Annotated in this window: 28 protein-coding genes and 4 pseudogenes; 25 read left to right on the top strand and 7 right to left on the bottom strand. The window is 30.3% G+C overall.

Annotated features, from left to right (window positions below; translation table 11 throughout):
• Positions 1-37: 37 nt before the first annotated feature.
• Positions 38-1,039: a UDP-glucose 4-epimerase GalE gene (galE, locus tag HIPMA_RS08890; protein WP_013682681.1), complete on the bottom strand. Its 1,002-nt coding sequence runs from the start codon at positions 1,037-1,039 to the stop codon at positions 38-40.
• Positions 1,040-1,128: 89 nt separating this feature from the next.
• On the opposite strand from galE, the gene HIPMA_RS08885 reads away from it, so the two are divergent.
• Positions 1,129-2,178, top strand: coding sequence for a glycosyltransferase family 4 protein (locus HIPMA_RS08885; protein ID WP_013682680.1), 1,050 nt, complete (start codon positions 1,129-1,131; stop codon positions 2,176-2,178).
• A gap of 282 nt (positions 2,179-2,460) precedes the next feature.
• On the opposite strand, the gene HIPMA_RS08880 is transcribed toward HIPMA_RS08885, so the two are convergent.
• Together HIPMA_RS08880 and HIPMA_RS08875 are read right to left on the bottom strand one after the other, a co-directional pair.
• Positions 2,461-2,778 carry a ComEA family DNA-binding protein gene (locus HIPMA_RS08880; RefSeq protein ID WP_013682679.1) on the bottom strand — a complete coding sequence of 106 codons (318 nt, stop codon included), beginning with the start codon at positions 2,776-2,778 and terminating at the stop codon, positions 2,461-2,463.
• A gap of 208 nt (positions 2,779-2,986) precedes the next feature.
• Positions 2,987-3,643, bottom strand: a complete 657-nt coding sequence (locus HIPMA_RS08875; protein WP_013682678.1) for a transposase — start codon at positions 3,641-3,643, stop codon at positions 2,987-2,989.
• 338 nt (positions 3,644-3,981) lie between these two features.
• Between HIPMA_RS08875 and HIPMA_RS09590 the strand changes: the two genes are divergently transcribed.
• The 6 genes and pseudogenes from HIPMA_RS09590 (at position 3,982) to HIPMA_RS08850 (ending at position 7,972) form a co-directional block, all read left to right on the top strand.
• Complete coding sequence (locus tag HIPMA_RS09590) at positions 3,982-4,146, top strand: hypothetical protein (RefSeq protein WP_013682677.1); 165 nt, start codon at positions 3,982-3,984, stop codon at positions 4,144-4,146.
• A 145-nt stretch (positions 4,147-4,291) separates the two neighbouring features.
• Positions 4,292-5,218, top strand: a complete 927-nt coding sequence (gene cysD, locus HIPMA_RS08870; RefSeq protein WP_013682675.1) for a sulfate adenylyltransferase subunit CysD — start codon at positions 4,292-4,294, stop codon at positions 5,216-5,218.
• 81 nt (positions 5,219-5,299) lie between these two features.
• Complete coding sequence (locus HIPMA_RS08865; RefSeq protein WP_013682674.1) at positions 5,300-5,662, top strand: four helix bundle protein; 363 nt, start codon at positions 5,300-5,302, stop codon at positions 5,660-5,662.
• A gap of 62 nt (positions 5,663-5,724) precedes the next feature.
• Positions 5,725-6,615 (top strand): annotated as a pseudogene (locus tag HIPMA_RS08860) (sulfate adenylyltransferase subunit 1); the annotation flags it as partial.
• 23 nt (positions 6,616-6,638) lie between these two features.
• Positions 6,639-7,298: an elongation factor 1-alpha C-terminal domain-related protein gene (locus HIPMA_RS08855; RefSeq protein WP_041324081.1), complete on the top strand. Its 660-nt coding sequence runs from the start codon at positions 6,639-6,641 to the stop codon at positions 7,296-7,298.
• Positions 7,299-7,429: 131 nt separating this feature from the next.
• Positions 7,430-7,972, top strand: a complete 543-nt coding sequence (locus tag HIPMA_RS08850; protein ID WP_013682673.1) for an ORF6N domain-containing protein — start codon at positions 7,430-7,432, stop codon at positions 7,970-7,972.
• A 74-nt stretch (positions 7,973-8,046) separates the two neighbouring features.
• On the opposite strand, the pseudogene HIPMA_RS08845 reads toward HIPMA_RS08850, so the two are convergent.
• Positions 8,047-9,609 (bottom strand): annotated as a pseudogene (locus tag HIPMA_RS08845) (IS1634 family transposase); the annotation flags it as partial.
• A gap of 114 nt (positions 9,610-9,723) precedes the next feature.
• On the opposite strand from HIPMA_RS08845, the gene HIPMA_RS08840 reads away from it, so the two are divergent.
• Complete coding sequence (locus HIPMA_RS08840; RefSeq protein ID WP_013681092.1) at positions 9,724-10,941, top strand: IS256 family transposase; 1,218 nt, start codon at positions 9,724-9,726, stop codon at positions 10,939-10,941.
• Here HIPMA_RS08840 and HIPMA_RS09325 read toward each other — a convergent pair.
• The 3 genes and pseudogenes from HIPMA_RS09325 to HIPMA_RS09465 form a co-directional block, all read right to left on the bottom strand.
• Positions 10,843-11,685: a Mu transposase domain-containing protein gene (locus tag HIPMA_RS09325; RefSeq protein ID WP_052297348.1), complete on the bottom strand. Its 843-nt coding sequence runs from the start codon at positions 11,683-11,685 to the stop codon at positions 10,843-10,845. The two genes, HIPMA_RS08840 and HIPMA_RS09325, sit on opposite strands and share 99 nt — an antisense overlap.
• Complete coding sequence (locus HIPMA_RS09320; RefSeq protein ID WP_052297342.1) at positions 11,669-12,040, bottom strand: helix-turn-helix domain-containing protein; 372 nt, start codon at positions 12,038-12,040, stop codon at positions 11,669-11,671. Before HIPMA_RS09320 ends, HIPMA_RS09325 begins: the two co-directional genes overlap by 17 nt.
• Before the next feature lie 160 nt (positions 12,041-12,200).
• Positions 12,201-12,341 (bottom strand): annotated as a pseudogene (locus tag HIPMA_RS09465) (ATP-binding protein); the annotation flags it as partial.
• 80 nt (positions 12,342-12,421) lie between these two features.
• On the opposite strand from HIPMA_RS09465, the gene HIPMA_RS08830 reads away from it, so the two are divergent.
• The 17 genes and pseudogenes from HIPMA_RS08830 to hddA all read left to right on the top strand — a co-directional run bounded on the left by HIPMA_RS08830 (position 12,422) and on the right by hddA (position 26,428).
• Positions 12,422-13,369 (top strand): transposase, encoded by a 948-nt coding sequence (locus HIPMA_RS08830; protein WP_169309457.1) that lies wholly within the window; start codon positions 12,422-12,424, stop codon positions 13,367-13,369.
• A gap of 39 nt (positions 13,370-13,408) precedes the next feature.
• A pseudogene (locus HIPMA_RS08825) lies at positions 13,409-13,900 on the top strand (UDP binding domain-containing protein); the annotation flags it as partial.
• The gene (gene rfbA, locus HIPMA_RS08820; protein ID WP_013682672.1) at positions 13,901-14,785 is read left to right on the top strand and encodes a glucose-1-phosphate thymidylyltransferase RfbA; all 885 of its coding nucleotides are present in this window, start codon (positions 13,901-13,903) and stop codon (positions 14,783-14,785) included.
• Positions 14,782-15,357 (top strand): dTDP-4-dehydrorhamnose 3,5-epimerase, encoded by a 576-nt coding sequence (gene rfbC, locus HIPMA_RS08815; RefSeq protein ID WP_013682671.1) that lies wholly within the window; start codon positions 14,782-14,784, stop codon positions 15,355-15,357. Before rfbA ends, rfbC begins: the two co-directional genes overlap by 4 nt.
• Positions 15,354-16,232, top strand: coding sequence for a dTDP-4-dehydrorhamnose reductase (gene rfbD / locus HIPMA_RS08810; protein ID WP_013682670.1), 879 nt, complete (start codon positions 15,354-15,356; stop codon positions 16,230-16,232). The genes rfbC and rfbD overlap by 4 nt, the downstream gene beginning before the upstream one ends.
• A gap of 3 nt (positions 16,233-16,235) precedes the next feature.
• Complete coding sequence (locus HIPMA_RS08805) at positions 16,236-16,616, top strand: four helix bundle protein (RefSeq protein ID WP_013682669.1); 381 nt, start codon at positions 16,236-16,238, stop codon at positions 16,614-16,616.
• Positions 16,606-17,685 (top strand): dTDP-glucose 4,6-dehydratase, encoded by a 1,080-nt coding sequence (rfbB, locus tag HIPMA_RS08800; RefSeq protein WP_013682668.1) that lies wholly within the window; start codon positions 16,606-16,608, stop codon positions 17,683-17,685. Before HIPMA_RS08805 ends, rfbB begins: the two co-directional genes overlap by 11 nt.
• Before the next feature lie 51 nt (positions 17,686-17,736).
• Positions 17,737-19,011 carry a flippase gene (locus tag HIPMA_RS08795; RefSeq protein ID WP_013682667.1) on the top strand — a complete coding sequence of 425 codons (1,275 nt, stop codon included), beginning with the start codon at positions 17,737-17,739 and terminating at the stop codon, positions 19,009-19,011.
• On the top strand, positions 19,001-19,201 hold the full coding sequence (locus tag HIPMA_RS08790) for a hypothetical protein (protein ID WP_013682666.1): 201 nt from the start codon (positions 19,001-19,003) through the stop codon (positions 19,199-19,201). Before HIPMA_RS08795 ends, HIPMA_RS08790 begins: the two co-directional genes overlap by 11 nt.
• A gap of 57 nt (positions 19,202-19,258) precedes the next feature.
• Positions 19,259-19,483: an IS3 family transposase gene (locus HIPMA_RS09775; protein WP_013682665.1), complete on the top strand. Its 225-nt coding sequence runs from the start codon at positions 19,259-19,261 to the stop codon at positions 19,481-19,483.
• A 34-nt stretch (positions 19,484-19,517) separates the two neighbouring features.
• Complete coding sequence (locus HIPMA_RS08780; RefSeq protein ID WP_245526341.1) at positions 19,518-20,369, top strand: IS3 family transposase; 852 nt, start codon at positions 19,518-19,520, stop codon at positions 20,367-20,369.
• A 69-nt stretch (positions 20,370-20,438) separates the two neighbouring features.
• Positions 20,439-20,792: a hypothetical protein gene (locus tag HIPMA_RS08775; RefSeq protein ID WP_013682663.1), complete on the top strand. Its 354-nt coding sequence runs from the start codon at positions 20,439-20,441 to the stop codon at positions 20,790-20,792.
• The gene (locus HIPMA_RS08770; RefSeq protein ID WP_013682662.1) at positions 20,789-21,790 is read left to right on the top strand and encodes a glycosyltransferase; all 1,002 of its coding nucleotides are present in this window, start codon (positions 20,789-20,791) and stop codon (positions 21,788-21,790) included. Before HIPMA_RS08775 ends, HIPMA_RS08770 begins: the two co-directional genes overlap by 4 nt.
• On the top strand, positions 21,787-22,959 hold the full coding sequence (locus tag HIPMA_RS08765; protein ID WP_013682661.1) for a glycosyltransferase family 4 protein: 1,173 nt from the start codon (positions 21,787-21,789) through the stop codon (positions 22,957-22,959). Before HIPMA_RS08770 ends, HIPMA_RS08765 begins: the two co-directional genes overlap by 4 nt.
• The gene (locus tag HIPMA_RS08760) at positions 22,956-24,281 is read left to right on the top strand and encodes a hypothetical protein (RefSeq protein ID WP_013682660.1); all 1,326 of its coding nucleotides are present in this window, start codon (positions 22,956-22,958) and stop codon (positions 24,279-24,281) included. The genes HIPMA_RS08765 and HIPMA_RS08760 overlap by 4 nt, the downstream gene beginning before the upstream one ends.
• Positions 24,253-25,428 (top strand): glycosyltransferase, encoded by a 1,176-nt coding sequence (locus tag HIPMA_RS08755; protein ID WP_013682659.1) that lies wholly within the window; start codon positions 24,253-24,255, stop codon positions 25,426-25,428. The genes HIPMA_RS08760 and HIPMA_RS08755 overlap by 29 nt, the downstream gene beginning before the upstream one ends.
• Positions 25,412-26,428, top strand: coding sequence for a D-glycero-D-manno-heptose 7-phosphate kinase (gene hddA, locus HIPMA_RS08750; RefSeq protein ID WP_013682658.1), 1,017 nt, complete (start codon positions 25,412-25,414; stop codon positions 26,426-26,428). The genes HIPMA_RS08755 and hddA overlap by 17 nt, the downstream gene beginning before the upstream one ends.
• Positions 26,429-26,445 lie beyond the last annotated feature (17 nt).

The raw sequence follows: 26,445 nt of genomic DNA, 5'->3' as shown, positions 1-26,445 counted from the left end.
CAATTATAGCTCTGAGGTGATTTATAAAAGGTGTTATTTATTTAATCTTTCTCTCCCACTCTAAGGCTGTTTTACATATGAGTTTTAGGTTGTTGTATTTTGGGCTCCAGCCCATTGAGTTTACGATTTTTGTGTTATCGGCAACAAGAATCGCAGGATCCCCTTTTCTTCTGTCTGTTATTTCAACCTCAAAATCGTTGCCGCTTACCTCTTTCATTGTTTGTATCACTTCTTTGACGGAAAAGCCCTTACCATAACCACAATTAAACACACCGCTTTCGTTTTTGGGTATGTATTTTAAGGCTTTTATGTGGGCTAAAGCCAAATCATCCACATCGATATAATCCCTGATACATGTGCCATCCGGTGTAGGATAATCATCACCGAATATATACATTTTATCCCTTTTGCCTAAAGCTGTTTGGGCTGCCACTTTTATTAGGTGTGTGGCGTTTTTTGTGCTTTGACCTATCAAACCCCCTTTATCAGCCCCTGCAACATTAAAATACCTTAAAGCTACATATTTAAAGCCATTATGGGCTTTTGCTGTATCTTTTAATATCTTTTCTATGAACAACTTACTTTGGCCGTATGGGTTTATCGGGTTTGTTGGATGGGTTTCTTTGATTTTATCGTTGGTTGTTAATTTTGGCTCGCCATATACAGCTGCTGTTGATGAGAATATAAAATAATTAACATTGTGGTCTATGCAGCATTTTATCAGGTATGTTCCGTTGGATGTGTTGTTTAGGTAATATTTAAGTGGATTTTCAACACTCTCTGGCACAATAAGACTTGCCGCAAAGTGTATAACAGCATTAAATTCATGTGTTTCAAATAATTTTTTTAAGTCATTCCAATCCGATAAATCCAAATTCACAAACTCAAACGCCCTGATAGTTTTTAGGGTTTCTATTGTCTCTATAAAACCGGTGGATAGATTGTCTATTATTGTTAGGTTAAAATCCGTCTCTTTGAGTATATGCTTTGCCACATGGCTTCCAATATAACCCGCACCGCCAGTGATTAAGATTTTCATAATTTAACCTCCGGTAAATTTTTATTTCTTTTTAAAATGTTTGTCAATCAATCTTTGACATAGATAATATAAATGGTTAAAATTTCCGCATGAGTCCCCTTGTAATTGTCTCTATAGTTGTTTTTTATACATCTCTTGTTAGTTGTTTGTTTTTTATTTATCTGGCAAGACAAAAAGGATTGTTTTTAGATAAAGCAAAGGAGGATAAACCTCAAAGATTCCATAAAGATGATACACCAAGAATAGGCGGAATCGGCATATTTTTAGCTTTTTTAGTGGGTTCTTTGTTCTTTGCAAATGCTTTAGCTTTAAAGTTGTTTTTAGCAAGCCTTCCTGTTGTTATTGGTGGATTTTTGGAGGATTCATCCGTTAAGGTTAATCCAAAGATACGATTGATATTGGCTTTTTCATCGGGTTTTCTTGTTATTTTATTTACAGGTGTCCTTCTTAAAAGCTTGGGTTTTGTGTTTTTAAATCATTTGCCTTATGCAGTTGCTTTTGTATTCACAATATTTGCTGTTGCGGGTGTTACAAATTCTATAAACATAATCGATGGCTTTAATGGTCTTGCGAGTGGTTTTTCTCTAATTGCCTTAACAGTTTTTGCAGTTGTTTCCTATCAACTTCACGATAAGGTTTTATTTGAAATATCATTATTGCTATTTTTTTCAACGCTTGGCTTTTTTATTCTAAATTTCCCGTTTGGAAAGATATTTTTGGGCGATGGCGGTGCTTATTTTTTGGGTTTTATGCTAGCTGAGTTGTCTGTGTTTTTGGTCTCAAGACACCCCCTGATTTCTCCCTGGTTCTGTTTGGCTGTTATGATATATCCGGTTTGGGAGGTGCTGTTTTCGTTTTATAGAAGAAAAGTTTTGAAAGGCGTATCCCCACTGTTTCCTGATAAAATGCATTTTCATTCTGTGGTTTACAGATCACTTACCAAATCAAGCCCCTTGACATCGCTTTTTGTTTTGATTTTTGTTTTACCATTTGAAATTTTATCCTATTTCACAAAATACCGCACATCGTTGTCGATGATAATAATCCTGCTGTTTATAATTTCATACAACATGACTTACCACGCGCTTGTGTGGAAAAAATTGCCGTTTAGTTTAAAAGATACAAAAAATGGAAGATAGAGGGGTGAAGAGTTAAAATTTTGCCATCAGGCATAATAAAGTATTTTGTTACCTATACCAATAGGAGTGGGTATTCCGAGCTTTTTATTTTCGTTTAGTAATTCTGGGAATATAGTTGAAGCAATTTGCTGACTTTCTTTCACACCTACGAAGTGGAAGAAGTTTGCTGACACCCAAGATTTTTAACTTTACACCTCGCAGGTTTAAAACGGGCACAAGACAAAAAAGAGCGAACTTTTAATTGCAAGTTCGCTCTTATTACATCCTTCAGTTTAATTTTACCTACTCTTTTTTCTCTGAGGGTTTTGAACTTTCAGTTTTTACCTCGAACATTTCCTCTATATTCTTCAAGGTTTTTTTACCTATACCTTTAACCTTTAGAAGCTCATCCATTGTTTTAATCCGTTCTTTTTTCACAAACTTCACTATAGCCTCTGCTTTTGATTTTCCTATACCTTTCACCTTAAGCAACTCTTCAACTGTTGCTTTATTGATATCAAGTTTTGCCGTTTTTGAGTTTGCCGCATAGATAGAAGAAACGTTTAACAAAGAGACTACAAACAAAAAAGAAAGAATACGGATAGAAAGAACCCTTAACATAACATTACCTCCTCCTGCCAATATTGTTTTTAATAACTTGAGCGACTATTATCAAAAAAGCTATATAAAGTCAATAAAATTATTCCTTCTTTCACACCTCGTAGGTGTGCAGAAAGGTGTTTTACTATTGCAGACGCTCCTTTTTGGTAGGGAATTTATTGTAGCTTAAACATTATCCACCTCTTAGGTAGATGAGAAGAAAAATTAACTATTCTAATACAAGATGTTTTATAACTGATAATTCTTTTTGATAATCTATGCGGTTTTCCACAAAAGCTTTATAATCTTTAGTGTTTATATCTAAATATTTAGAAAAATTACACAAAGATCTATCACAAATCCCAAGATATTCTCTATAGGATGAGTATTTCCAATCCTCAGGTTTTTCAACAAGTCCGCTTGATGTTGGATTTAGATGGATATACCTTGTTAAATGAATAAGCTGCTCGTCACTTTCAACTAAAACATCCTTAAACCTACTTTGCCACAACGGCCCATTTCGTTTAGCCTTTGTGTTAAAATATCGGGTGTAGCTATTTAACAGGTTTTTCATATATATAGATATGCTATTTTCTTTTAACGGTGTCAACAAAAAGTGAATATGCGTTGGCATTAAGCAGTAGGCAACAATGTCGACTAATTTATTAAGTTTGTCAAAATCAACAGTGTTTTTTAAATGTTTATCTTTTTTAAGTCTTTTATAAAATGAAAATCTTATTGGTAAGTTTTCATAAACATAATACTGCATTATCTCTACCATTCGCTCATAATCATCATCAGATCTGAATATATGGTATCCAGCTATACTTTTTGTGAAAACATGATAAAAACTGCCAACCGCAAAAACTCGTTTTCTATCATTCATTTTTTCGCCTCCCAATCTTCACACTTCGTAGGTGTGATAAAAGGTGCCGAAAAAATATATCATAAGATTATTGAGATGTAAAGGATAATGGAATTGGATTTGCAAAGAACCAATTTGCACACCTACGAAGTGTGAAAAAGGGAGTGGGTCTTTAATAAATCTGGAAAAGTAAAGCCCTGACCCCGTCAACTGTCATTAGCACTCAACACTCAATTCTATTTTCAGTAAAAAAGTAAAGCCCTGACTACTAATAGCTAAAATATGTTATTTACTAGCTTTCTATGCAATATCAGTTTATGATATAATTTTATATAAGTGTTTTTGACAGAAGGAAAATAATGAATGAAAAAGTCAAAATTAAAGTCGATATTTTGAAAACAAAACTTATATTTTTCTCTGCTATTGCAGGTGGAAGTTGGACAAATTTAACTTTTAAATTAAATTTTTATGATGTAATTATAGGTATTATTTTTCTCTATAGTATTATTGGAACTATTGGGTAGTAATTATATGGGGTTTTATGGTATAAATGGAGAAAGAGGTGCGGAATGAGGGGTTATTTGTCAGATAAAGAGATTAAACCTATAATTGATGAATTAGAAAGGCTTTCAAAAATGATAAAATCATTAATAAAACATAGGATGGACAATGAAAAAAAATAACACCAACACCCAACACATATTAACCCATCTAAAACTCTTAGAATACGAAAGCATCCACATCATCCGCGAAGCGGTTGCAGAGGCAGAAAACCCTGTAATGCTCTATTCAATAGGGAAAGATTCTTCAGTGATGTTACATTTGGCTATGAAGGCATTTTATCCTGCAAAGCCACCTTTTCCAATTATGCATGTGGATACCACCTGGAAATTCAGAGATATGATTGAGTTTAGAGATAAGAGAGCAAAAGAGTTGGGATTAGAATTAATAGTGTATGTTAATGAGGAGGGGGTTCAAAGGGGGATAAATCCGTTTACACATGGAAGTAAAGTTCATACAGATATTATGAAAACAGAAGCTTTAAAAAAGGCTTTGAATAAGTATAAATTTGATGTGATTTTTGGCGGGGCAAGAAGGGATGAAGAAAAATCAAGAGCTAAAGAAAGGGTATTCTCTTTTAGAGATAAAAATCACAGATGGGATCCAAAAAATCAAAGACCAGAGCTCTGGAATGTATATAATTTAAGGAAAAACAAAGGTGAGAGCATACGGGTATTTCCATTGTCAAATTGGACAGAGCTTGATGTGTGGCTTTACATATATTTGGAGAATATTCCTGTAGTTCCTTTATACTTTGCGAAGGAAAGACCTGTTGTAGAATATGAAGGTGCGTTGATTTTAGTAGATGATGATAGAATGCCAGAAGAATTAAGAAAAAAAGCACAGATGAAATGGGTGAGATTTAGGACATTGGGTTGTTATCCGCTTACCGGGGCGGTAGAATCAAAAGCTACTACTTTGCCGGAAATTATACAGGAGATGCTCCTTACAAAATACTCAGAACGTCAGGGAAGACTCATCGACTTCGATCAAGTGGGAAGCATGGAACGGAAAAAAATAGAAGGCTATTTTTAAAAAATTTTGGATTTTGAATTTTGAATGATGAATTATATATGATGAATTATGAATTTTGGATTATAGATTTTGGATTAAAAAGTGAAAGAAGAGAATTTAATTAAAGAAAAAACTTATAATTTCGCATTAAAAATTATAGAACTATATAAATTTTTAAACTTTGAAAAGAAGGAATTTGTATTATCAAAACAGATTTTAAGAAGCGGGACATCAATAGGAGCAAATGTTAAAGAGGCTCAAGCTGCTCAATCAAAAAAAGATTTTTTATCTAAGTTAAGTATTGCAAGTAAAGAAGCAAGAGAAACATTTTATTGGTTAAGACTTTTAAATGATTCAGGTTATATTGAAAACTATTCAAGCAAAGATTTATTGTTTAGAGAAATAAATTCAATTATTAATATTTTAACAAAAATAATTAAAAACATTAATGGAGAACAGAAGTGAATAATCCAAAATCTAACATCCAAAATTCAAAATTGCAGTCAGAAGTTAATCCAAAATCCAAAATCCAAAATCCAAAATCTTTAATAGAATCTGATATTTTAGGATATTTGAAACAGCATGAAGACAAGGAGCTTCTCCGTTTCATCACCTGCGGTAGTGTTGACGATGGGAAAAGTACGCTTATAGGCCGTCTTCTTTATGAAACTAAGATGGTTTTTGAAGACCATCTTATGGCTTTGAAGGCAGAGGCAAAATACAAGCGGACAGAAGATGAGATAGATTTTTCTTTGTTAGTTGATGGTCTTCAGGCAGAAAGGGAGCAGGGGATAACCATTGATGTAGCTTACAGGTATTTTTTGACAGAAAAGAGGAAGTTCATTATTGCAGATACCCCCGGCCATGAACAATATACGAGAAATATGGCCACTGGAGCTTCTAATGCCGAACTCGCGATTATTTTAATAGATGCAAGAAATGGAGTTTTAACACAGACAAGAAGACATTCATTTATTGTAACGTTAATGGGTATTAAAAATATCGTTGTGGCAATTAATAAGATGGATTTAGTAGATTATTCTGAGGATGTTTATAATAAAATAGTAAATGATTATAAGATAATGTTTGAACAATTGAGATATTCGCTACCATACAAAAATTTTAATGCTGAATTATATTTTATTCCAATAAGTGCATTAAAGGGCGATAATGTTGCTAAAAAATCTCAAAAAATGCCCTGGTATACCGGGAAAACTTTACTTGAGTATTTAGATACAATAGAAATCCAAAATCCAAAATCCAAAATCCAAAATTTCAGATATCCTGTACAGTATATCAATCGTCCTCATCTTGATTTCAGAGGTTATTGCGGAACCATTGCAAGTGGAGAAATAAAGGTTGGTGATGAAATCGTTATCTTCCCATCCCGCATGATAACAAAAGTTAGAGCTATCGTCCCACCGGAATATCGTGAAAGTGTGTGTGTGTAGGTGAAGGTGGAAGTGGAGGTGTAAGTGTAAGTGAAAACAACCCAACACCCAACACCCAACACCCAACACCCTCCGAAAACAATAATCCAAAATTCAAAATTCAAAATTCAAAATTAGCATATTCTCCAATGTCTATCACTCTCCAAACAGAGGACGAGCTTGACATCAGCCGAGGAGATTTAATAGTTAAAAAGGGTGAAAAGCAGCCTATATTTAATGATAGTTTTGAAGCATTTTTAGTATGGATGGATGAGGAACCATTAAAAAATAGAGAATATATTTTGAAAATATATGCAAAAGAAACTAATGCTGTTGTGAGTAGAATTTTATTTAAAAAAGATGTAAATACATGGGAAAAGGTTGAAGCAAATACTTTAGAATTAAATGACATAGCAAGAGTCCAAATTGATTTGGCTGAAAAAATTGCTTTTGATTTGTATGAAGAGAATAGGACGACTGGTGCATTTATACTTGTGGATAAGATAACTAATTTTACATCTGCAGCTGGAATGATTGTAGGGGAAGCAACAAAAAGAAAGAAAAAGAGAGTATACACAGAAGCAGAAATAGCTTTGAACAAATTCATACGTGAGCATTTTCCAGAATGGGAATGTAAAGCGATAGAGGAGATTGATGGCAGTGAATGGTGAACTGTGAATGGTGAACAGTGAAGGGTAATTTATTGTAATTCAAAGTTATTGGGTTTATTTGTTGTTAGTTATGGTTACTTACAGGTTAGTTGATAGTTGTATACAGCTTACAAAGATACTGGAGACAGATTATGAAAATTATCAAAATGGAAGAATTTGAAGATTTAATTATTGAAATTAGAGGGCAGAAGGTCTTACTTGATAGCGATGTTGCTAAAATTTATGGAGTAGAGACTAAGAGAGTTAACGAAGCTGTAAAAAATAATCCCGAAAAATTTCCTAAAGGATATATTATAGAACTTACGGAAGAAGAAAAGAAGTATGTGGTCGAAAATTTCGACCACCTTTTTCAATTGAAGTTTTCCCCTTATGTCCCTAAAGCTTTTACCGAAAAAGGGCTTTATATGCTTGCAACTATTTTAAAAAGCAAAAGAGCGACAGAAGCTACAATTGCCATAATTGAAACTTTTACCAAAATAAGAAACTTAACCAGAAATATAAAAGCTCTTTCTACAATAACAGACAAGCAAAAACAGAGAGAACTTGTTAAGAAATCTGGAGAAATTATATCTGAAATTATAGATGATGAATTACAAACAAATGAAACTGAAACGACTATTGAACTTAATTTTGCAGTATTAAAATTTAAACATACTATAAAAAAGAAAAAATAGAATACTAATTTTAAAAAAATTTTGATTTAGAGTGAATGTTATTAATGGTAATTGATAGTTATTAAGATTATCCCTCATTCCGCACCTCTTTCTCCATTTATACCATAAAACCCCATATAATTACTACCCAATAGTTCCAATATCAGCCTATGCTTGTTTTCCAACCCAACAATCTGCTCTTGCCCATTAAGTAAGAGTAGATGTATAGCAAAGAAGTTCTCAAACACCCATCTTGCAGTGGGATTCTGAATGGGTTTGCCAAGTTGATTGGGAAAGGATTTGTTTTGATTTTTAAGCTCACTTCTTATTCTGTATTCCAAGGCAGAATAGACAAGCAAAGAGAGTGTCATTATCATAAGCATTGCTTCAATGCGTTTTGGGTTCTTTAGAAACATGGCATCGCTTAAAAACTCTGGTGATTTTAAGAACCTAAAGCCCCTTTCTATTCTCTGTTGAGATTTATACTCATCAAGCAGTTCCTTGGCAGACAGTGTCATATCATTGGTTGCAAGGATAAAAAGGCCACTCTTTTGGTTCTGTTTTTGTTTTAGGTATTCTTCATTTGGCTTGGTCTCTATAATCCAGTAGTATTCATAGTGGTCTGGTTTAGCATTTGGTTTTGGTCGTCCTCTTGTTTTGTATTTGGGCTTTGATATGAGTTTAGCCTCTGATATCATTATGCATTCTAACTTCTTTGTTTTTTCTTCAAATGCTTTTCTTGCATCAGCTTCACAGAAAAATGCTCTCTTTTGTAATTTCTCAATGAGTTTTGTTTCCTGTTTTTCTTTTTCTTGATACTCTTTCTTTATCGTTTTGTCCCCTCTTGATTTAGCATAACTGCTTTTGTATAAAACCCACTGTTGTTTCATTCCTTCATAATCTACTGTGTACTGGATAGCCTGATAGTTCTCATCAAGCTGAATAAATTCCTCTTCATTGTGGTTTTTGAGTATCTCTTTTGCCTGTTTTAGTTTCGATGGAACCCTTGAGATGAAAAGCATGTTGTTTTTCTTAAACTCTTCCATTGTTTTAGAACTAAAGAGGGCTGCATCGGCTATCACCTTTGTCTTTGTATTATTAGCATTCTTTAAAGAGTTAATATGCTCCTTTACTATATTGGCAAATGCCTGTGTATCTACTTGATTACCATCTGCAGGCTTCATCCATATGGGAATGCCTGCTTTGTGTTCTACTATAAGATTTAAAACCACCTGATTGAGCTCTGGATGGTGGTCTCTGCTGTATCCCTGGGTGATAAAGACTGGGGTTGGCTCATACTCTTCTTCTTTTCCTCCTTTTCCCCATTTTCCTTCACTGTTATTTCCCTTTTCTTCTTTTCCATTTCTTTCTTTTACTTTTCCTTTTTCTTTTTCTTTTTCTTCTTTCGTCTTTTGGTTTGGATACTTACCGTCAAGATGAAAGCTTGCGCTGTCTAAGTGTATGGTAGAGGGTGTAAGGTTCAGTATTTTGAGTGCCCTGCTTGCTATCTTTTCATACAGTTCACTTACGCCGTATTCAAAGAGCTTATCTAATGTTCTACCAAGTGCATCATCGTTGAACCAAGGGAAGTCAACATCCCTTCCGAATAATCTCTTTAGTGGTTTGTCTTTGAAGAAGAGAGGAGTTAGGTAGAGTTGCGGGACTTAAAATATTTTTGTGTCTCCCCCACAAACCTACTAAAATGGAGTGGGGTTTAATGAACTGTTCTAATGAACTCTGAAATTAGGCTAAGTATGGAGGAGCTTTAAGAGATGAACAGAAAGATGCTTAAGGAGATAATCTCAAACATGGATATGGATGTAGTAAAGGAGTTGGATGAATACGGAAAGAATAAACTGGCCACCCTAATGGAAGGACTACTTATTGAGATAATGGGTAAGGAAAGATACGAGTACTTACTTGAGAACCCAGAAGACAAAGGCAATGGAACCTACAAAAGGAGCCTAAACACAGGCCTTGGTAAACTGAATTTGGATGTCCCAAGAACAAGGAGCGGAAACTTCCGCTCTCATCTTCTCCCTCCCAAATATCAAAGGTATGATGAAAGCTTTGAGGATTTAATCTTCTCCTTCCTAATCAATGGAGACTCAAAACAGGAAATCGTGCACAAGATGAAATTGAGAGGACTGGATTTTAGTGAAAAAGCATACGATGAGATATTTGAATACATAAAGACACAGATGCTTGAATTTAAATCCAAAGAACTTCAGGAAAACTACTATTTTCTATACATAGACGCCTATCACTGTATGGTAAAGGATGAAAAGGATAAAAGGGTAAAGAGAGCTGTCGTTTACACTGTTGTAGGGATAGACACAAATGCTCAAAAAACACTCCTTGGATATTACTCATTCTTTGGTAGTGAGAACAGATCCACCTGGATGGAAGTATTCCAGGATTTAATCAACAGGGGAATGAAAAGGGTCTTAATGTTCATCTGTGATGATTTCAACGGAATCTCAGAGGCAATAAGAGCCTTCTTTCCTTACTCGGATATTCAGAAATGCACAGTTCATGCATCAAGAAACGTATACAAGCATATGAAAAAGGAGGATGCCTCATATGTGAACAAAAAGCTCAAGGAGATTAAATACTCCTGTGATACCTTTGAAAAAGGGATAGAGATTTTCAAAACAGAGATAATTGACAGATTCAAAGACCAATACAAGACCTACACCAAATATTTAGACTCAAGAAAAGAAGAACTCCTTGCCTTCTTAAAGTACCCTGAGGTAATAAGAAAGTACATCAATTCAACAAACACTGTTGAATCTGTACATTCATCCTTTGAAAAACAAAGGCTAAAGAAAGGAGGGTTCTTCCAGTCCATGGATATCCTAAATGTTGCCCTTTTCATTGCAACAGATAAATTACACAAAACCTGGAATGTTAATCCTCTGATTAAGGCTAAAAGATATGAACTGAATCAGATGTTTGTTGCTAAGTTTGGGAAGGGAGTTGAAGAGTGAGGAGGGATTTGGTATGATGAGAGAGACACAAAAATTAGGGGATGTCTCGGCTATTAGGTTGAACGATGAATCATAGATCTCCATTATCTTTCCATTTGACCTAATATTGAGCTTTTCTGATATGTATTTTTCAGGCACAGAGTAGTAGTTGTACCTGTAATAGATGTGGGAGTAGGTGTTTACAGTTCTTTTTGCAATATCGTAGGTCTCATATCTTCTATCTGGCAATCTGTTGAGTTTTTCCTTTTCTACATTGAGAAACTCATCCTTCGGTATTTTTCTTGTTGTGCCGTGTAGCTTTGCATTACAGATGTTGTCCTGCCAGAATAAAAGCTTCTCTTTGACTGTGTCTATGTCTTCTATTCCTTCCGCTCTTATGCTTTTTAGAAAGTTGTTCTTTATGTATTTTATGCTGGATTCTACCTTGCCCTTCTCATTTGGTTTTCTCACCCTACAGGCAACAGCAGAGGAGTTGTAATACTCAAGCATCCTTGCATATTCATGCTGAATTTCAGGCTCATAGAAGTTAACATGCAATACACCGCTTTTTAGGTTGTCTATCTTTATAGCCTTTGGTGCACCAGAGAAATATTCAAATGCATTGATATGGCAGTTTATGAATGTCGGTATACTTTGGTTATCCACAAGCTCATAGTATCTGTACCTCGAATAGGACAAAACCATTGAGAATATCCAGTACTTTACTTTCTTTTTTCTTCTGCTATTATTAGAAATAACCGGCATAGCCGAAATCTACTTGGGCTTCTTGGCCAGGTGGGCTTATTAAGGGGATGAAGGGCTCACCTGGCTTTAGCTTCCTGATGTAGCGTTTCACAGAGCTATAGCTTACATTTAGACTATGCTTTTCTTTTAACTTCTGGTGGATTAAAACAGCGGAGAGACCACTTTTTAAATACTCAATGATTTCATCCTTGTATGGATCAAGGATGCTTTTCCTTTTGATGGTGGGTGTCTTAATCTCTCCGTTTTCTACCTTTTTCTTAATCTTTCTGACTGTTTTCCTGTCAATCTTTAGCTCTCTTGCAATCTGTGAGACATTTTTCCCAATACTCAGTAGTGCTTTTACCGAGTAATACATACAAACCCCCAACAATTTTATTTACCCTCCATCTTTTAAAAAGATTAGGGCATGCTACCAAAAGGGTGGGGAATTTATAAGCCCTTTTGGTGGGGAGTTTATTGTAGCTTTAGCAGAAAACAGAATTCACACCCCTTTGGAAAATAGAATCCCCACACATTCAGATGGTTCCAACCTCCTTTCTATTTGATAGTCTGTAAGATTCACCATCAAGTGTAAAAATATGGGCATGGTGTAGTAATCTATCAAGCATAGCTGTTGTCATAATCTCATCACCCATCATCTTGGCCCATACGGCAAAAAAGAATATAGGGGGTCAAATCTCAACATTTGACATTCACTCAATCTTATGATACTTTGCCCTCTGTTATAGCACGACCTTTGAGAATTTCTTTTGAGAATGCATTCTACCATATAACCGCAAGAGGCATTAGAAGAGAAAATATCTTTTATTCTGATAAGGATAAATATGTCTTTATAGACAAAATGAATGAAACCTTTGAAAAATACTCTTTTGTATGTTACGCCTACTGCCTTATGGATAACCACTATCATCTGTTTATAAAAACGCCATCTGCAAACATCTCAGAGGGCATGCATTATCTCAATACATCTTATGCCAACTGGTTTAGGGCAAAATATAAACTTGTAGGCTCTATATTTCAGGGTAGATATAAATCCATTGTTGTTGATGCGGATAGCTATGCATTAGTTTTATCAGCCTACATTCATCTAAATCCTGCAAGAGCTGGTATGGTTGATGATCCGGATAACTATCATTTTTCAAGTTTCTTAGATTATATCGGCAAAAAAAGCCCTCTCGTAAAAAGACTTGATGTGTCATTTATATTAAGCAATTTTTCAGATAATGAAGAACAGGCTCAAAAACAATATATGAAGTATGTTATAGAGAATGCAGATCTTAAAAATCCCCTTGAAAAAAGTTATAAGAATTTAGCTTTAGGTAGTGAAAAATTTATAGAAAAGATAAAAGAGAAGATATCCAAATTGAGTTCAAACAGGGAAATAAGTCATATAAAAGGTGAAAACTTACTACCAAAAGAACGTGTGATTAATGCTGTATCAACTCAGTTTAATATAAAACAAAACATAATCTTTAAAAAAATCAAAGGCAATATTTACCGAAAATTAACCCTATATCTTCTAAAAAAATACACACCTTTATCATTGAAAGAAATTGGTGAACTGTTTAATATCGATTATTCTGCTGTATCTCAAACTGTAAAAAGATTTGAAAAAGAAATGAGAAAAGATAAAATAACCCAAGGAATGGTAGAAAAAACGACAAAAGAGATGGAGAGGAAATGAATGTCAAATGTTGAGATGCGACCCCTGTGACCTATTGCTAAAGAAATAATAGAAGGTGTATGTTTAGATCCAAGAATAGGGATGCATTATAATAACCCAAGCTTTGGCTATGGAGGATACTGTCTTCCAAAAGATACTAAGCAGCTTTTAGCAAATTATACAATAGACAATATTCCTCAAAAATTAATGGAAGCAATTGTTGAATCAAATGTACTTAGAAAAGAACACATTGCAAAACAGATACTTGACAAAAACCCTAAAAAAGTAGGAATTTATAGACTTATTATGAAAGCCGGAAGTGATAATTTCAGAAGTAGTGCAATATTTGATATTATGGAAATGTTAAAACCTTTTGTGGAAATGATAATTTACGAACCAGCTGCAATTGAAAAAGAAATAGATGGAATTAAAGTGACAAATGATTTAAACGAACTTGAAAAATGTGATATAATTTTAGCTAACAGGATGGAAAAAGATTTAGAGAAATTTAAAGATAAAGTTTATAGCAGAGATATTTATGAGAGGGATTAGATGAAAGGAATAATATTAGCAGGGGGAAGTGGAACAAGGTTATATCCGATTACAAAAGGAATTTCAAAACAGTTACTGCCACTTTATGACAAGCCTATGATTTATTATCCATTAAGTGTATTGATGTTAAGCGGAATAAAAGATATTTTAATTATTTCAAATCCGGAGTATATTGATAATTATAAAATGCTTTTTGGAGATGGAAGCCAAATAGAACTGAATATAGAGTATAAAATACAAAATGAGCCAAGGGGACTTGCGGAAGCGTTTATCATTGGAGAAGAGTTTATAGGTAATGATGATGTATGTTTAGTATTAGGAGACAATGTATTTTTTGGACATGGACTTACTGAAGTTTTAAAAAATGCGGTAGAAAATATTAAAAATGAAAATAAAGCAACAGTTTTTGGGTATTATGTAAATGACCCTGAAAGATATGGAGTAGTAGAGTTTGATGAAAACGGGAAGGTTATTTCAATAGAAGAAAAACCAAAAAATCCAAAAAGTAATTATGCAGTGGTAGGGCTTTATTTTTATCCAAATGATGTTATAAAAAAAGCTCATAAAGTAAAACCAAGTGATAGAGGAGAGCTTGAAATTACATCTATAAATGAGATGTATTTAAAAGAAGATAGATTAAAAGTAGAATTGCTTGGTAGAGGATATGCATGGTTTGATACAGGGACACATGATAGTTTACTTGATGCAAGTGATTTTATAAGAGCTATAGAAAAAAGAACAGGCCTTAAAGTTGGCTGTATTGAAGAGATAGCATATTTAAATGGTTGGATAGATAAGGAAAAATTAAAAGAGTTAGCAACACCTCTTAAAAAAACTGGATATGGACAATATCTTTTAAAAATTGCAAAAGAAGGCAAAAAATGAAAATTATAAAAACCAAAATTCCTGATGTTGTAATAATAGAGCTAAAAGTTTTTGGAGATAATAGAGGTTATTTTATGGAAACTTTTAGGCAAGATATATTTGAAAAAAATGTTAGGAAAATAAATTTTATTCAAGACAATGAGTCTAAAAGTAAAAGAGGTGTTTTAAGAGGACTTCATTATCAGTTACCTCCATTTGCACAAAGTAAATTAGTAAGAGTAATAAAAGGAAGTGTAATAGATGTAGCTGTAGATATAAGAAAAGGCTCATCTACATTTGGAAAATATGTAGCAGTAGAGCTTAGTGAAGATAATAAAAAACAGCTTTTTATACCAAGAGGATTTGCTCATGGATTTTTAGTTACAAGTGATGAAGCTATCTTTACTTATAAAGTAGATAATTATTATGCACCTGAATATGACAGAAATATAAGATTTGATGATCCTGATATTAATATTAATTGGAATTTTCCAAAAGATAAAATACTTGTATCAGAAAAAGATAAAAACGCTCCTTTACTTAAAGATGCTGAAATTTTTGAATATGTTGATTTATACGAGGATGTTCAATGAATGTTTTAGTAACTGGAGCAAATGGTCAATTAGGTAGTGAAATAAAATATTTAGTAAAAAACAATTTAACATCTAACATCAAACATTTAACATTTTTCTTTACTGATAAAGATAAACTTGATATTACGAAAAAAGAAGAAATTGAAAAATTTGTAAAAGAAAAAGATATTGATTTAATTATTAACTGTGCTGCATACACAGCAGTAGATAAAGCAGAAGAGGAAAAAGAACTTTCTGATTTGATTAATCATCAAGCAGTTAAATATTTAGCTAATATTTCAAAAGAAAATGATATTACTTTAATACATATTTCTACTGATTATGTATTTGATGGAAAAAATTATAAACCATATAAAGAGGATTATAAAACAAATCCTCAGGGAATTTATGGACTTACAAAATTAAAAGGTGAAGAGGCTTTTATAAATAGTGGTGCAAGAGGTATTATAATAAGAACATCTTGGGTTTATAGTACTTTTGGACACAATTTTGTAAAAACAATGCTGAGATTAAAAGACAGAAGTGAACTTAATGTAGTATTTGACCAGGTAGGAACTCCTACTTATGCAAGAGATTTAGCAAAAGCTATTTTAGAAATAATTGATAAAAATTATGAAAAATTAAATAATTTTAAAGCAGAAATTTTTCATTTTAGCAACGAAGGTATATGCAGTTGGTATGATTTTGCAAAGGCTATATTTGATATAAAGAGTATTGATATAAAAATAAATCCAATTGAAACAAAAGATTATCCTACACCGGCAAAAAGACCTTATTACTCAGTGCTTAATAAAAACAAAATAAAAAAAGAATTTAATATTGAAATTCCTTATTGGAGAGAAAGTTTAAAAAAAATGTTGAGTTTTGAGGTATGAGTTATGAATGAAAATACTATATACAAAAAAAGTTTTGATTTTGCAGTTAGAATTGCAAAACTTTATAATTTTTTGTGTAGTAATTATAAAGAATATACTATATCTAAACAATTACTTCGTTGTGGAACTTCAATTGGATCAAATGTCAATGAAGCAATATCAGCACAAAGTAAAAAAGATTTTATTTCAAAAATGGCAATAGCAAATAAAGAAGCAAGAGAAACAAAATATTGGATCAATTTATTAATTGCAACGGATTATCTTTCAAAAACAGAAAATCATGTTATTACATTACAAAATGATATTGAGGAAATTATAAAAATATTAACTTCTATTGTAAAAACATCCCAAGAAAACCTTAAAAAGGAACAAAATGTCAAATAAATTCAAAACTCAAAACTCAAAACTCAAAACTATTTTAATTACCGGCGGAGCAGGATTTATAGGGAGTAATTTTATTCCGTATTTCTTAGAAAAGTATCAAGAGTATAATATAATAAATTTAGATGTGCTAACTTATGCAGGAGATTTGGAAAATTTACAAGAGGTAGAAAATCATCCAAGATATAAATTTATAAAAGGAAATATCTGCAATAAAGAACTTGTTGAATATATTTTTAAAGAGTATGATATAAGAGGAGTTATTCATTTTGCAGCTGAGAGTCATGTAGATAATTCAATAAAAAATCCAGGAGTATTTGTAGAAACAAATGTAAATGGAACATATACTCTTATAGATGTAGCAAAAAATTATTGGATGGAAGCTCCTTTTAAATATAAAGATGAATATAAAGACTCACGATTTCATCATATATCAACTGATGAAGTATATGGGACATTGCCGGATGATTCTAATATCTTATTTACAGAAGAGACACCTTATGCACCAAATTCACCATACTCAGCAAGTAAAGCAAGCTCAGATATGATAGTAAGAAGCTATCATCACACATATGGGATGAATACTGTTATTACAAACTGTTCAAATAACTATGGACCAAAACAGCATGATGAAAAGTTAATTCCTACAATTATTAGAAATGCACTTGCTGGAAATCCAATTCCAATATATGGAGATGGTAAAAATATCAGAGATTGGCTTTATGTTTTAGATCATTGTAAAGGAATAGATTTAGCATATCACAAAGGAAAAGCGGGAGAGACATATAATATTGGTGGAAGAAATGAGAGAACAAATATATATATAGCAAATAAAATATGTGAAATTTTAGATGAACTATATCCGATAAGTACTAATACACAAATAACAAATAACCAATTAACTTCATATAAAGATTTAATAACTTTTGTATCTGATCGTCCAGGACACGATAGAAGATATGCAATTGATGCAAGTAAAATAGAAAATGAGCTTGGATGGAGAGCGGATGAGAATTTTGAAAGTGGTATTGTTAAAACTATAAAGTGGTATTTAGAAAAGTATAATGAATAATAATTTAATATTTAAAATTGAATTTGTGGTATTAGGAGAAATATTTAAGCGATGATAAAAAAAATAAAACAAAAATTTCAAAAAGAAGAACACAAAAGATTATTATCAAATTTTATATCATTAGCTATTTTACAAGGGGCAAATTATATTTTGCCTCTTATTACATTTCCATATTTAGTTAGAGTTTTAGGAGTGGAAAAATTCGGGCTTTTAGCATTTGCTGGGGCAACAATTGCTTATTTTAATATATTAACTGATTATGGATTTAATCTTACAGCCACAAGAGAAGTTTCTATTTATAGAGACAATAAAGAAAAACTTAATGAAATATTTAGCAGTGTTATGATAATCAAATTTATTTTAATGATTGTTTCTTTTTTATTATTATTAATTTTAGTTTTTAGTTTTAATAAATTTAAAGTTCATTATGTAGTATTTTTACTTACATTTGGTATGGTAATAGGTCAAGTAATGTTTCCTCAATGGTTTTTTCAGGGAATAGAGAGGATGAAATATATAACATTTTTAAATATTTTAGCAAAAGTTATATTTACAATAGCTATATTTATATTTATTCATAACGAGAGCGATTATTGGAAAGTACCTTTAATTAATTCATTAGGATTTATAGCAGCCGGTATAATTGCTTTATATATCATTATGAAAGATTTTAAAATAAAACTTAAATTTCAGTCTTTACAAATACTTAAAAAATATTTCATTGATGGATGGCATATATTTGTAGCTAATTTTGCCGGAAATTTTTATAGAAATTTCAATACATTGCTTTTAGGCTTTTTATCAAATAATTTATATGTTGGATATTATTCTATCGCAGAGAGGATAATTAAAATTATTCAAACATTACAAAATATAGCAGGAAATACTGTTTTTCCATATTTTTCAAATAAATTCTCACATAATAAAAAATATTTTTTTGATTTTACTAATAAGTATTTAAAATATATTATTGGAATTTATCTTTTGATGGTTTTTTTAACATTTATTTTTTCTTCTTTTATAGTTTATCTAGTAGAAGGAAGTTATCAAAAAAATATTATTTTGGATTTAAAAATAATGAGTATAGTAATTTTGATAGGAGGGTTAAATTATTATTTTGGAGTTTTAGGACTTATAACGATGGGATATAAAAAGGAATTTAGCAGAGCTATTATTATTACAGGAGTTAGTAATATTATATTATCTTTTATTTTAGTGTATTTATTTAAAGATATGGGAGCAAGTATTGCCTTGGTTTTAAGTGAAGTAATTTTATTAATGATTTTGTTGAAATATTATTTAAAGGTTAAGTCTTATGTTAGATAGATATCTTAATAACAACGAACTCAATAAAAAAGTTTTAAAAGAATTGTTTGATTTATATTTAAATCCATCTTTCGGAACTTTGAAACAGAAAGAAATTGATTTATTTATATTTTCGAAATTAATAGAATTAGGATATTTAAAAAAGGATGTTTTTGATATTGTCTCAAAATTAAAAATTACAAGACTATAATACCCCAAGAAAAACGACAATAAAAATATGATAAAATGGCAAGAAAGGGGGTATGAGATGGCAAGGAAAAAATACAGTGCAGAGTTTAAAACTCAAGTAGTTTTAGAAGCATTGAAAGGCGAGAAAAGTTTAAATCAAATAGCACAAGATAATAATATTCTTCCAAAGAATATAGAGAGATGGAAAAAAGAATTTTTAGCGAATGCAGAAATAGCAATGGAACCGAGCAAAGCGGTAAAAGAATACAAAGATAAAATAAAAGAGCTTGGACTTATCGACTAAAAGGAGATTAGTCCAAGCTGATGAGAATGAAGAATTGAGTGATTACAGAAAGCATAAATTGCTTGGAATAAGCAGAAGTTACAAATATTATGAAGCAAAAGTAAATGAAAAAAAGATAAAAATAAAACAGAGAATAAAAGAGATAAGCGAAGATGAGTTTATGTGTGTATATGGAGAGGTTAAAGTATGGAAGCAATTATTGTCAGAAGGATATCAAGTATCATTAAACACTGTTTCGAAATACAGGAAAGAAATGGGAATAAAGGCGATACTTGCAGTTAAACCTGTGTTTACAACAATACCAAACAGCAATGATAAAAAGTATCCATACAAATTAAAAGGAGTGGATATAGATAGACCAAATAAGGTATGGTCTGCTGATATAACCTATGTAAAAACTAAATTTGGAACAGTTTATCTTGCAGCAGTGATTGATTGGTATTCAAAAGCTATTTTATCTTGGAAAATATCAAATATAATGGATACAGATTTTGTAATGGATGTATTGGAAAATGCATTAAAAAAACATCCAAAACCGGATATTTTCAATACAGACCAGGGCAGTCAATATACAAGCTATATACACACGAAAACACTTAAAGAAAACGGCATTGAAATATCAATGGATTCTAAAGGCAGAGCTACTGACAATATTGCTATTGAAAGATTTTGGAGAAGTGCAAAAGTTGAGAGAATTTATTTAAATGAATATAACTCTATAAGCGAATTGAGAGAAGATATTAAAAATTATATCAATTTTTATAATAATCAAAGATTTCATCAATCACTAAATTATAAAAAACCTATGGAGGTGTATAATGAATGGTTAGAAAACAATATCAATAAAACTAAAAAAGCTGTTAAATTTTTTAGGAAAGTAGCTTAATATGATATTTTATAAAAAAGACATTAATTTATTAGGTTGTTGTCTTGACTTTTGGGGTAGAATAATGTTATGATTTTCAATATTGAAAATCCTTTACTTATTGATTATATAAAAGCAAAATTAAAAGAAAAAAGATTATTAAGTGATGGTTCTTTTTCTCCTGAGATTATAAAATTGAAACAGTATGCTTATATTGAATTACTAAAAGACTTTTTAGATATAAAACAATTAAATATTCAATTAAAAGAAAATGGTTTTACTAATGATTTTAATACTTTAATGAAAAAATATTTAAAAAAATTATCAATTAAAATTCTTGATAATTCTAATGATTTTATTATTGATGAATATATTTCGCCTTTTATAAATAATAAACTTTCAAAAGTAGTAGAATTTTTTAAAGAATCAAAGGATAATAATTGAAAGTATGTGCAGTAATAGTAACCTATGGAGATAGATTTCATCTTTTGAAGCAAGTTATGGATGCTTGTTATAATGAGGGTGTGAATAAAATAATAGTTGTTGATAATGCTTCTGAAGAAAATAGTAAAAAGCAGTTAAAAGAGTATGAAGAAAAAGAGAGTAGATTAAAAGTTATCTATCTTGATGAAAATACAGGTTCAGCTGGTGGGTACAAAAGAGGATTACAAGAAGCTTATAAATGTGAAGAGTGTGAATTTATATGGCTTTTAGATGATGATAATCAACCACAAAAAGATAGTTTGAAAGTTTTAAAAGATTTTTGGAATAAATTGAAAGATGAAAATAAAGAAGAAAAAGTTTCACTTCTCTCTTATAGACCCGATAGAATACAATATAAAGAAGCTATTATGACCGACAATCCTGATTTAGTTTTAGGAAGAAAGAATAGCTTTTTAGGATTTCATATTATAGATTTGCCTAAAAAAGTTATAAGAGTTTTAAAAAGAAAAATAGGGATAAAAACTTTTCATGAGAATCCAAATATAAAAAGTGGAAAAGTAGCAGTAGCTCCATATGGAGGTATGTTTTTTCATAAAAAATTGATAGATAGTATTGGCTATCCAAAAGAAGAGTTTTTTTTATATGCTGATGACCATGAATGGAGTTATAGAATTACAAAAAGTGGTGGAAAAATTTTTGTTGTATTGGATAGTATTTTAGAAGATATAGATGTTTCTTGGCAACTTGAGAATAAAGCAACTTCACCATTTTATTCATATTTAAATGAGGGAAACAAATTTAGGGTTTATTATACAGTAAGAAATAGAGTCAATTTTGAAAAAAATATAATAAGTAGCAATTTTTATTACAATCTTAACAAGAAACTATTTTTTTCATTTTTATCATTATATAAAAATAAGAAAAATCAAGAACAATATAATATATTTCGGAAAGCTGTTAATGATGGATTAAATAATACATTAGGTAGACAATTATGAAAATAGCACTTTTTAATACTCTTTATACGCCATATATTATGGGGGGTGCAGAAAAATCAACTCAACTTTTAGCAGAACAACTGGTAAAAAAAGGTTTTGATGTTGTAGTGGTTTCTACGGGTAAAAAAGATGAAGAAAATATTATCAATGGTGTAAAAGTTTATTATGTTCATATTCCAAATATATTTTGGCGTTATGATGCAAATAGTCAAAATAGTCTAAAAAGAAGTATATGGAGAGCTATAGATTACTACAATGTATTTACCTTTAATAAAATAGAAAAAATATTGCAAAAAGAAAAGCCAGATATTTGTCATACAAATAATATAGGTGGATTTTCTGTAAGTCTTTGGAGTATAATAAAAAAATTAAACTTTCCTTTAGTACATACAATACGAGACTATTATTCTATTTGTGCCACTTCAAAAATGCTAAAAAATGGACAATCTTGTGAAAAACAATGTCTTGAATGTAAAATTTATACATATAATAAAAAAGTAGTATCTCAAAAAGTAGATGCTGTTACAGGTGTAAGTAAATTTATACTCGATAAGCATTTAGAACATGGTTATTTTAAAAATGCTAAAATTAAAACATACATATATAACCCTATATTAAAAATTGATCTAGAATTTGAGAAGCAAAATAATAAAAATGTTATTTTTGGTTATTTTGGATTAATATCATCCATTAAAGGGGTAGAGTTACTGCTTGAAAATTTTCAAAAAATTGATAATCCAAATATACGATTAATTTTAGCTGGTAAAGAGCACTACAATGGATACATAGAAAAATTAAAACAAAAATACAATGATGAGAGAGTGGAGTTTATTGGTTTTGTAAAGCCTGAAGATTTTTTTAAGAAAATTGATGTTTTAATTCATCCAACACTTTGGTTTGAGCCATTTGCAAGATCTATAATAGAAGCTTTTTCGTATAAAGTACCAGTTATTGCTTCATATAAAGGTGGTAATATTGAAGCTATTGATGAAAACAAGACTGGTTTTTTATTTAAAAATCAAGATGAACTCATTGATAAAATGAACTTTTTTATAGACAACCCATCAGAAATTGTAAAAATGCAAGATGAGTGTATCAAAAAAGCAAAAAGTTTACTCGTTGAGAATATTGTAGAAGAATATATTGGAGTATATAAAGAGCTTTTATGAATGAAATATTAAAAAAATCTAATAGTTTAAATGTTATTTTATTATTCGGATTATTGTTGGTTCCGTTTATGAGTTTACCTGTAATGCCATCAGATTATAGACCTATAAGTATATTTTTTTTAGTACCTTTTTCTTTTTTAATTACTTTAAAATATCTTATAAGATTAAAAATCTCTAAAGATATTTTTTATTTACTTTTATTTTTAGTTTTTGTAAGTATTCAGTCCGTTTTATTGTTAGATAACATCTTCTTATCATTAAGATATATTGCACCTGTTTTTCTGGGTATATTTTCATACATTGCTATTAGATATTTTTTTATAAAAAATAATATAGAAAAAGTATTTGATAAATTTTTTGTATTATATATACTCATTGCAGTTATTGGTTTTGTAGAAATTTTATCAATGAAAGGATTATTACCACATTCACTAAAAGATATTATTGGTATAGTATTTTCTGGAAAAGTTAGTAGTCGTATTCAATTGATATCAAGTGAGGGGTCGTGGGCTTCTAAAATAATCATTTTTTCAATTCCCATCTATTTATATTACTATTGTAAAAATGGATATTTTAATAAATCATTTTATGTATTGCTTTTATTATTTGTAATGATTTTTTCATTAGAAGGATTTGCTATAGTTGCAACAGCTTTTATGCTATATTTATCTTATGATTTTTTTCATATTTTTAAAAAACTTATTACTTTCAGATATAAATTAAAATATTATTTTATTCTGGTGATTTCTATTGTTATATTGAGTATTTTAATAAATATCATTTTATCTACCAATACAGGATATGCAATTAATAGAATATATAAATTCTTAGACGCAACTTCATTATGGGAATTATTATCTTTAGATGGTTCAACATTCATTCGCGTAATTTATCCATACATAGGATTTGAAATTTTTGTGGATCATCCATTTGGAGTAGGGCTGGGTGGATATGCTCAATATTTTAATCACTATATAAATTTAATACCAGTGGATTATTCAAAATTTAATGAAGTTGTAGGAGATATTGCTACCGTTAGTGCAGATCCAAAAAGTTTATATGCAAAGATATTTTCAGAAACTGGAATTATTGGTATAGGACTTCTATTTTTATTTTTTAAACAGCAGATAAAATATTTAAAATATAATATAAAAATTAATCCAAAGTTCAAGTTATATTTCATATATAATTTAGCATTTGCTTTTGCATCAGTTATACAATTTGGTTCATTCGCATATTTGCCATTTTGGTTTGCATTTGCTTTAAATAGTGCATTTTATACAAAGGGAAACAATGAAAAAAATTTTATTAATAACCAGTAGATTGCCATACCCACCAATAGGTGGAGATAAACTTAAAAATTATAATCTTATAAAAATACTTTCAAAACGATATGAAGTGCATTTAGTAACTATTACAAGTGAAAAACTAGGTGATAAATCAAAAGAATTTTTGAAAAAATATACAACTACATATAAAGTATTTCAAAAAAATAAATTAGAGTTATTTTTTTCTCTTTCAAAGAGTTTATTTAATAAAGAGCCATTACAAGTTAATTATTATTATTTTAAAGATGTTCAAAACTATATAAATAATGTGGCTAAAGATAAAGATTTGATTATTTCAACATTAGTAAGAACAACAAAATATGTCATAAATTTAAATAAACCTAAAATATTTGATATGGCTGATAGTATTGGTCAAAATTATAAAAAATCTATAAAAAAAGTAAAGTCACCATTATGGAAATTAGTTTATTCAATTGAAGCGGATAGATTATTAAATTACGAAAAAAAAATGATAAATATATTTGACTCTACTTTTATGTTTAATAAAGAAGAAATAAAATATTTTAATAATGACAAAATAAAATTTCTACCTCATGGGGTAAATGAAGATTTATTGGAATATGAAAAAATAAATGACAAATATAAAGATTATGTGGCTTTTTTTGGAAAAATGGATTATCAACCTAATATAGATGCTGTTTTATGGTTTGTTGAAAATGTATTTAATAAATTAAATAAAAATATTAAATTTATTATTGTGGGGGCAAAGCCTACTAAACAAATTTTGAACTTAACAAATAAATATAAAAATATTGAGGTTACTGGTTTTGTGGAAGATCCATATGAAATATTAAAATCTTCTTTGTGTGTAGTTGCTCCTATGCAAACAGGAGCAGGAATTCAAAACAAGATACTTGAGTCAATGGCTCTTGGGACTATCAATGTAGTTAGTTCCTTAGCAGCTAACCCTATAGGTGCAAATCATAAAAAAGAATTTTTAGTTAGTGATGAACCTGATGAAATTGCAAATACAATAAACGATATTCAAAAAAATAAAGTAAAGTATGAATATTTAAAAAGTAATGCACGAGAGTTTATAAGAAATAATTTTACTTGGACTATATATGGTAATGTTTATACTAATGAGATTGAAAGGTTGTTGAATGATAGTAAGAAGTAAAGCACCACTTAGACTAGGTCTTGCAGGTGGAGGAACTGATTTAGATGTATATGCAAGCAAATATGTTGGATATGTATTGAATACTACAATTTCATTGTATGCTCATACTACATTAGAAGAGTTAAACAATGGAAAAATTATTTTTCATTCTCTTGATAATAATGAATATTTAGAAATTGATAGCAAAGAGTTTTTAGAATTAGATGGGGAAATGGATTTATATAAAGGAATTTATAATAGAATTGTAAAAAATTTCTTTAAAAAACCACTCTCTTTTAAACTTACTACATATTCAGATGTTCCAAGTGGTAGTGGGCTTGGAGGTAGTTCTACATTAGTAGTGGCTATTATAAAGGCTTTTGTAGAATGGTTACATTTACCATTAGGAGAGTATGATATAGCTAGGTTAGCATATGAGATAGAAAGAGAAGATATCGGAATAGTTGGAGGAGCACAGGATCAGTATGCTGCTACTTTTGGAGGGTTTAATTTTATGGAGTTTTATGGAGATAAAAGGGTAATCGTTAATCCTTTGAGAATAAAAAATTGGATAATTGATGAAATGCAAGAGAGTATGATTCTTTATTTCACAGGCATACAAAGAAGCGCAAGTGTTATTGAAAAAGAAAAAGAAAGTGTCTTAAAAAAAGAAAAATCCCTTGAAGCTATGCATGAAGTAAAAGAAGATGCCGTGAGGATGAAAGAGTATTTATTAAAAGGTGATATTAAAAATTTTGCTAAAATTTTAGGAAAGTCTTGGGAAGCAAAAAAAAGAGTAAGCTCAGCTATTTCAAATAGTGAAATAGATAGAGTTTATAATCTTGCAATGGAAAATGGTGCGTATAGTGGTAAAGTAAGTGGTGCAGGTGGTGGTGGATTTATGTTTTTTATGGTAGATCCAACTAAAAAATATCATCTAATTAATTTGCTTAACAAACAAGGCGGTCAAGTTTATAATTTTCATTTTACAAAAGAAGGAACAAAAGGATGGAAAGTATAAATTAATTATAAATTTTA

Origin of the sequence: Hippea maritima DSM 10411, assembly GCF_000194135.1 — a bacterium.
GTDB classification, from domain to species: domain Bacteria; phylum Campylobacterota_A; class Desulfurellia; order Desulfurellales; family Hippeaceae; genus Hippea; species Hippea maritima.
This window is presented reverse-complemented; position numbering and strand designations above follow the sequence as displayed.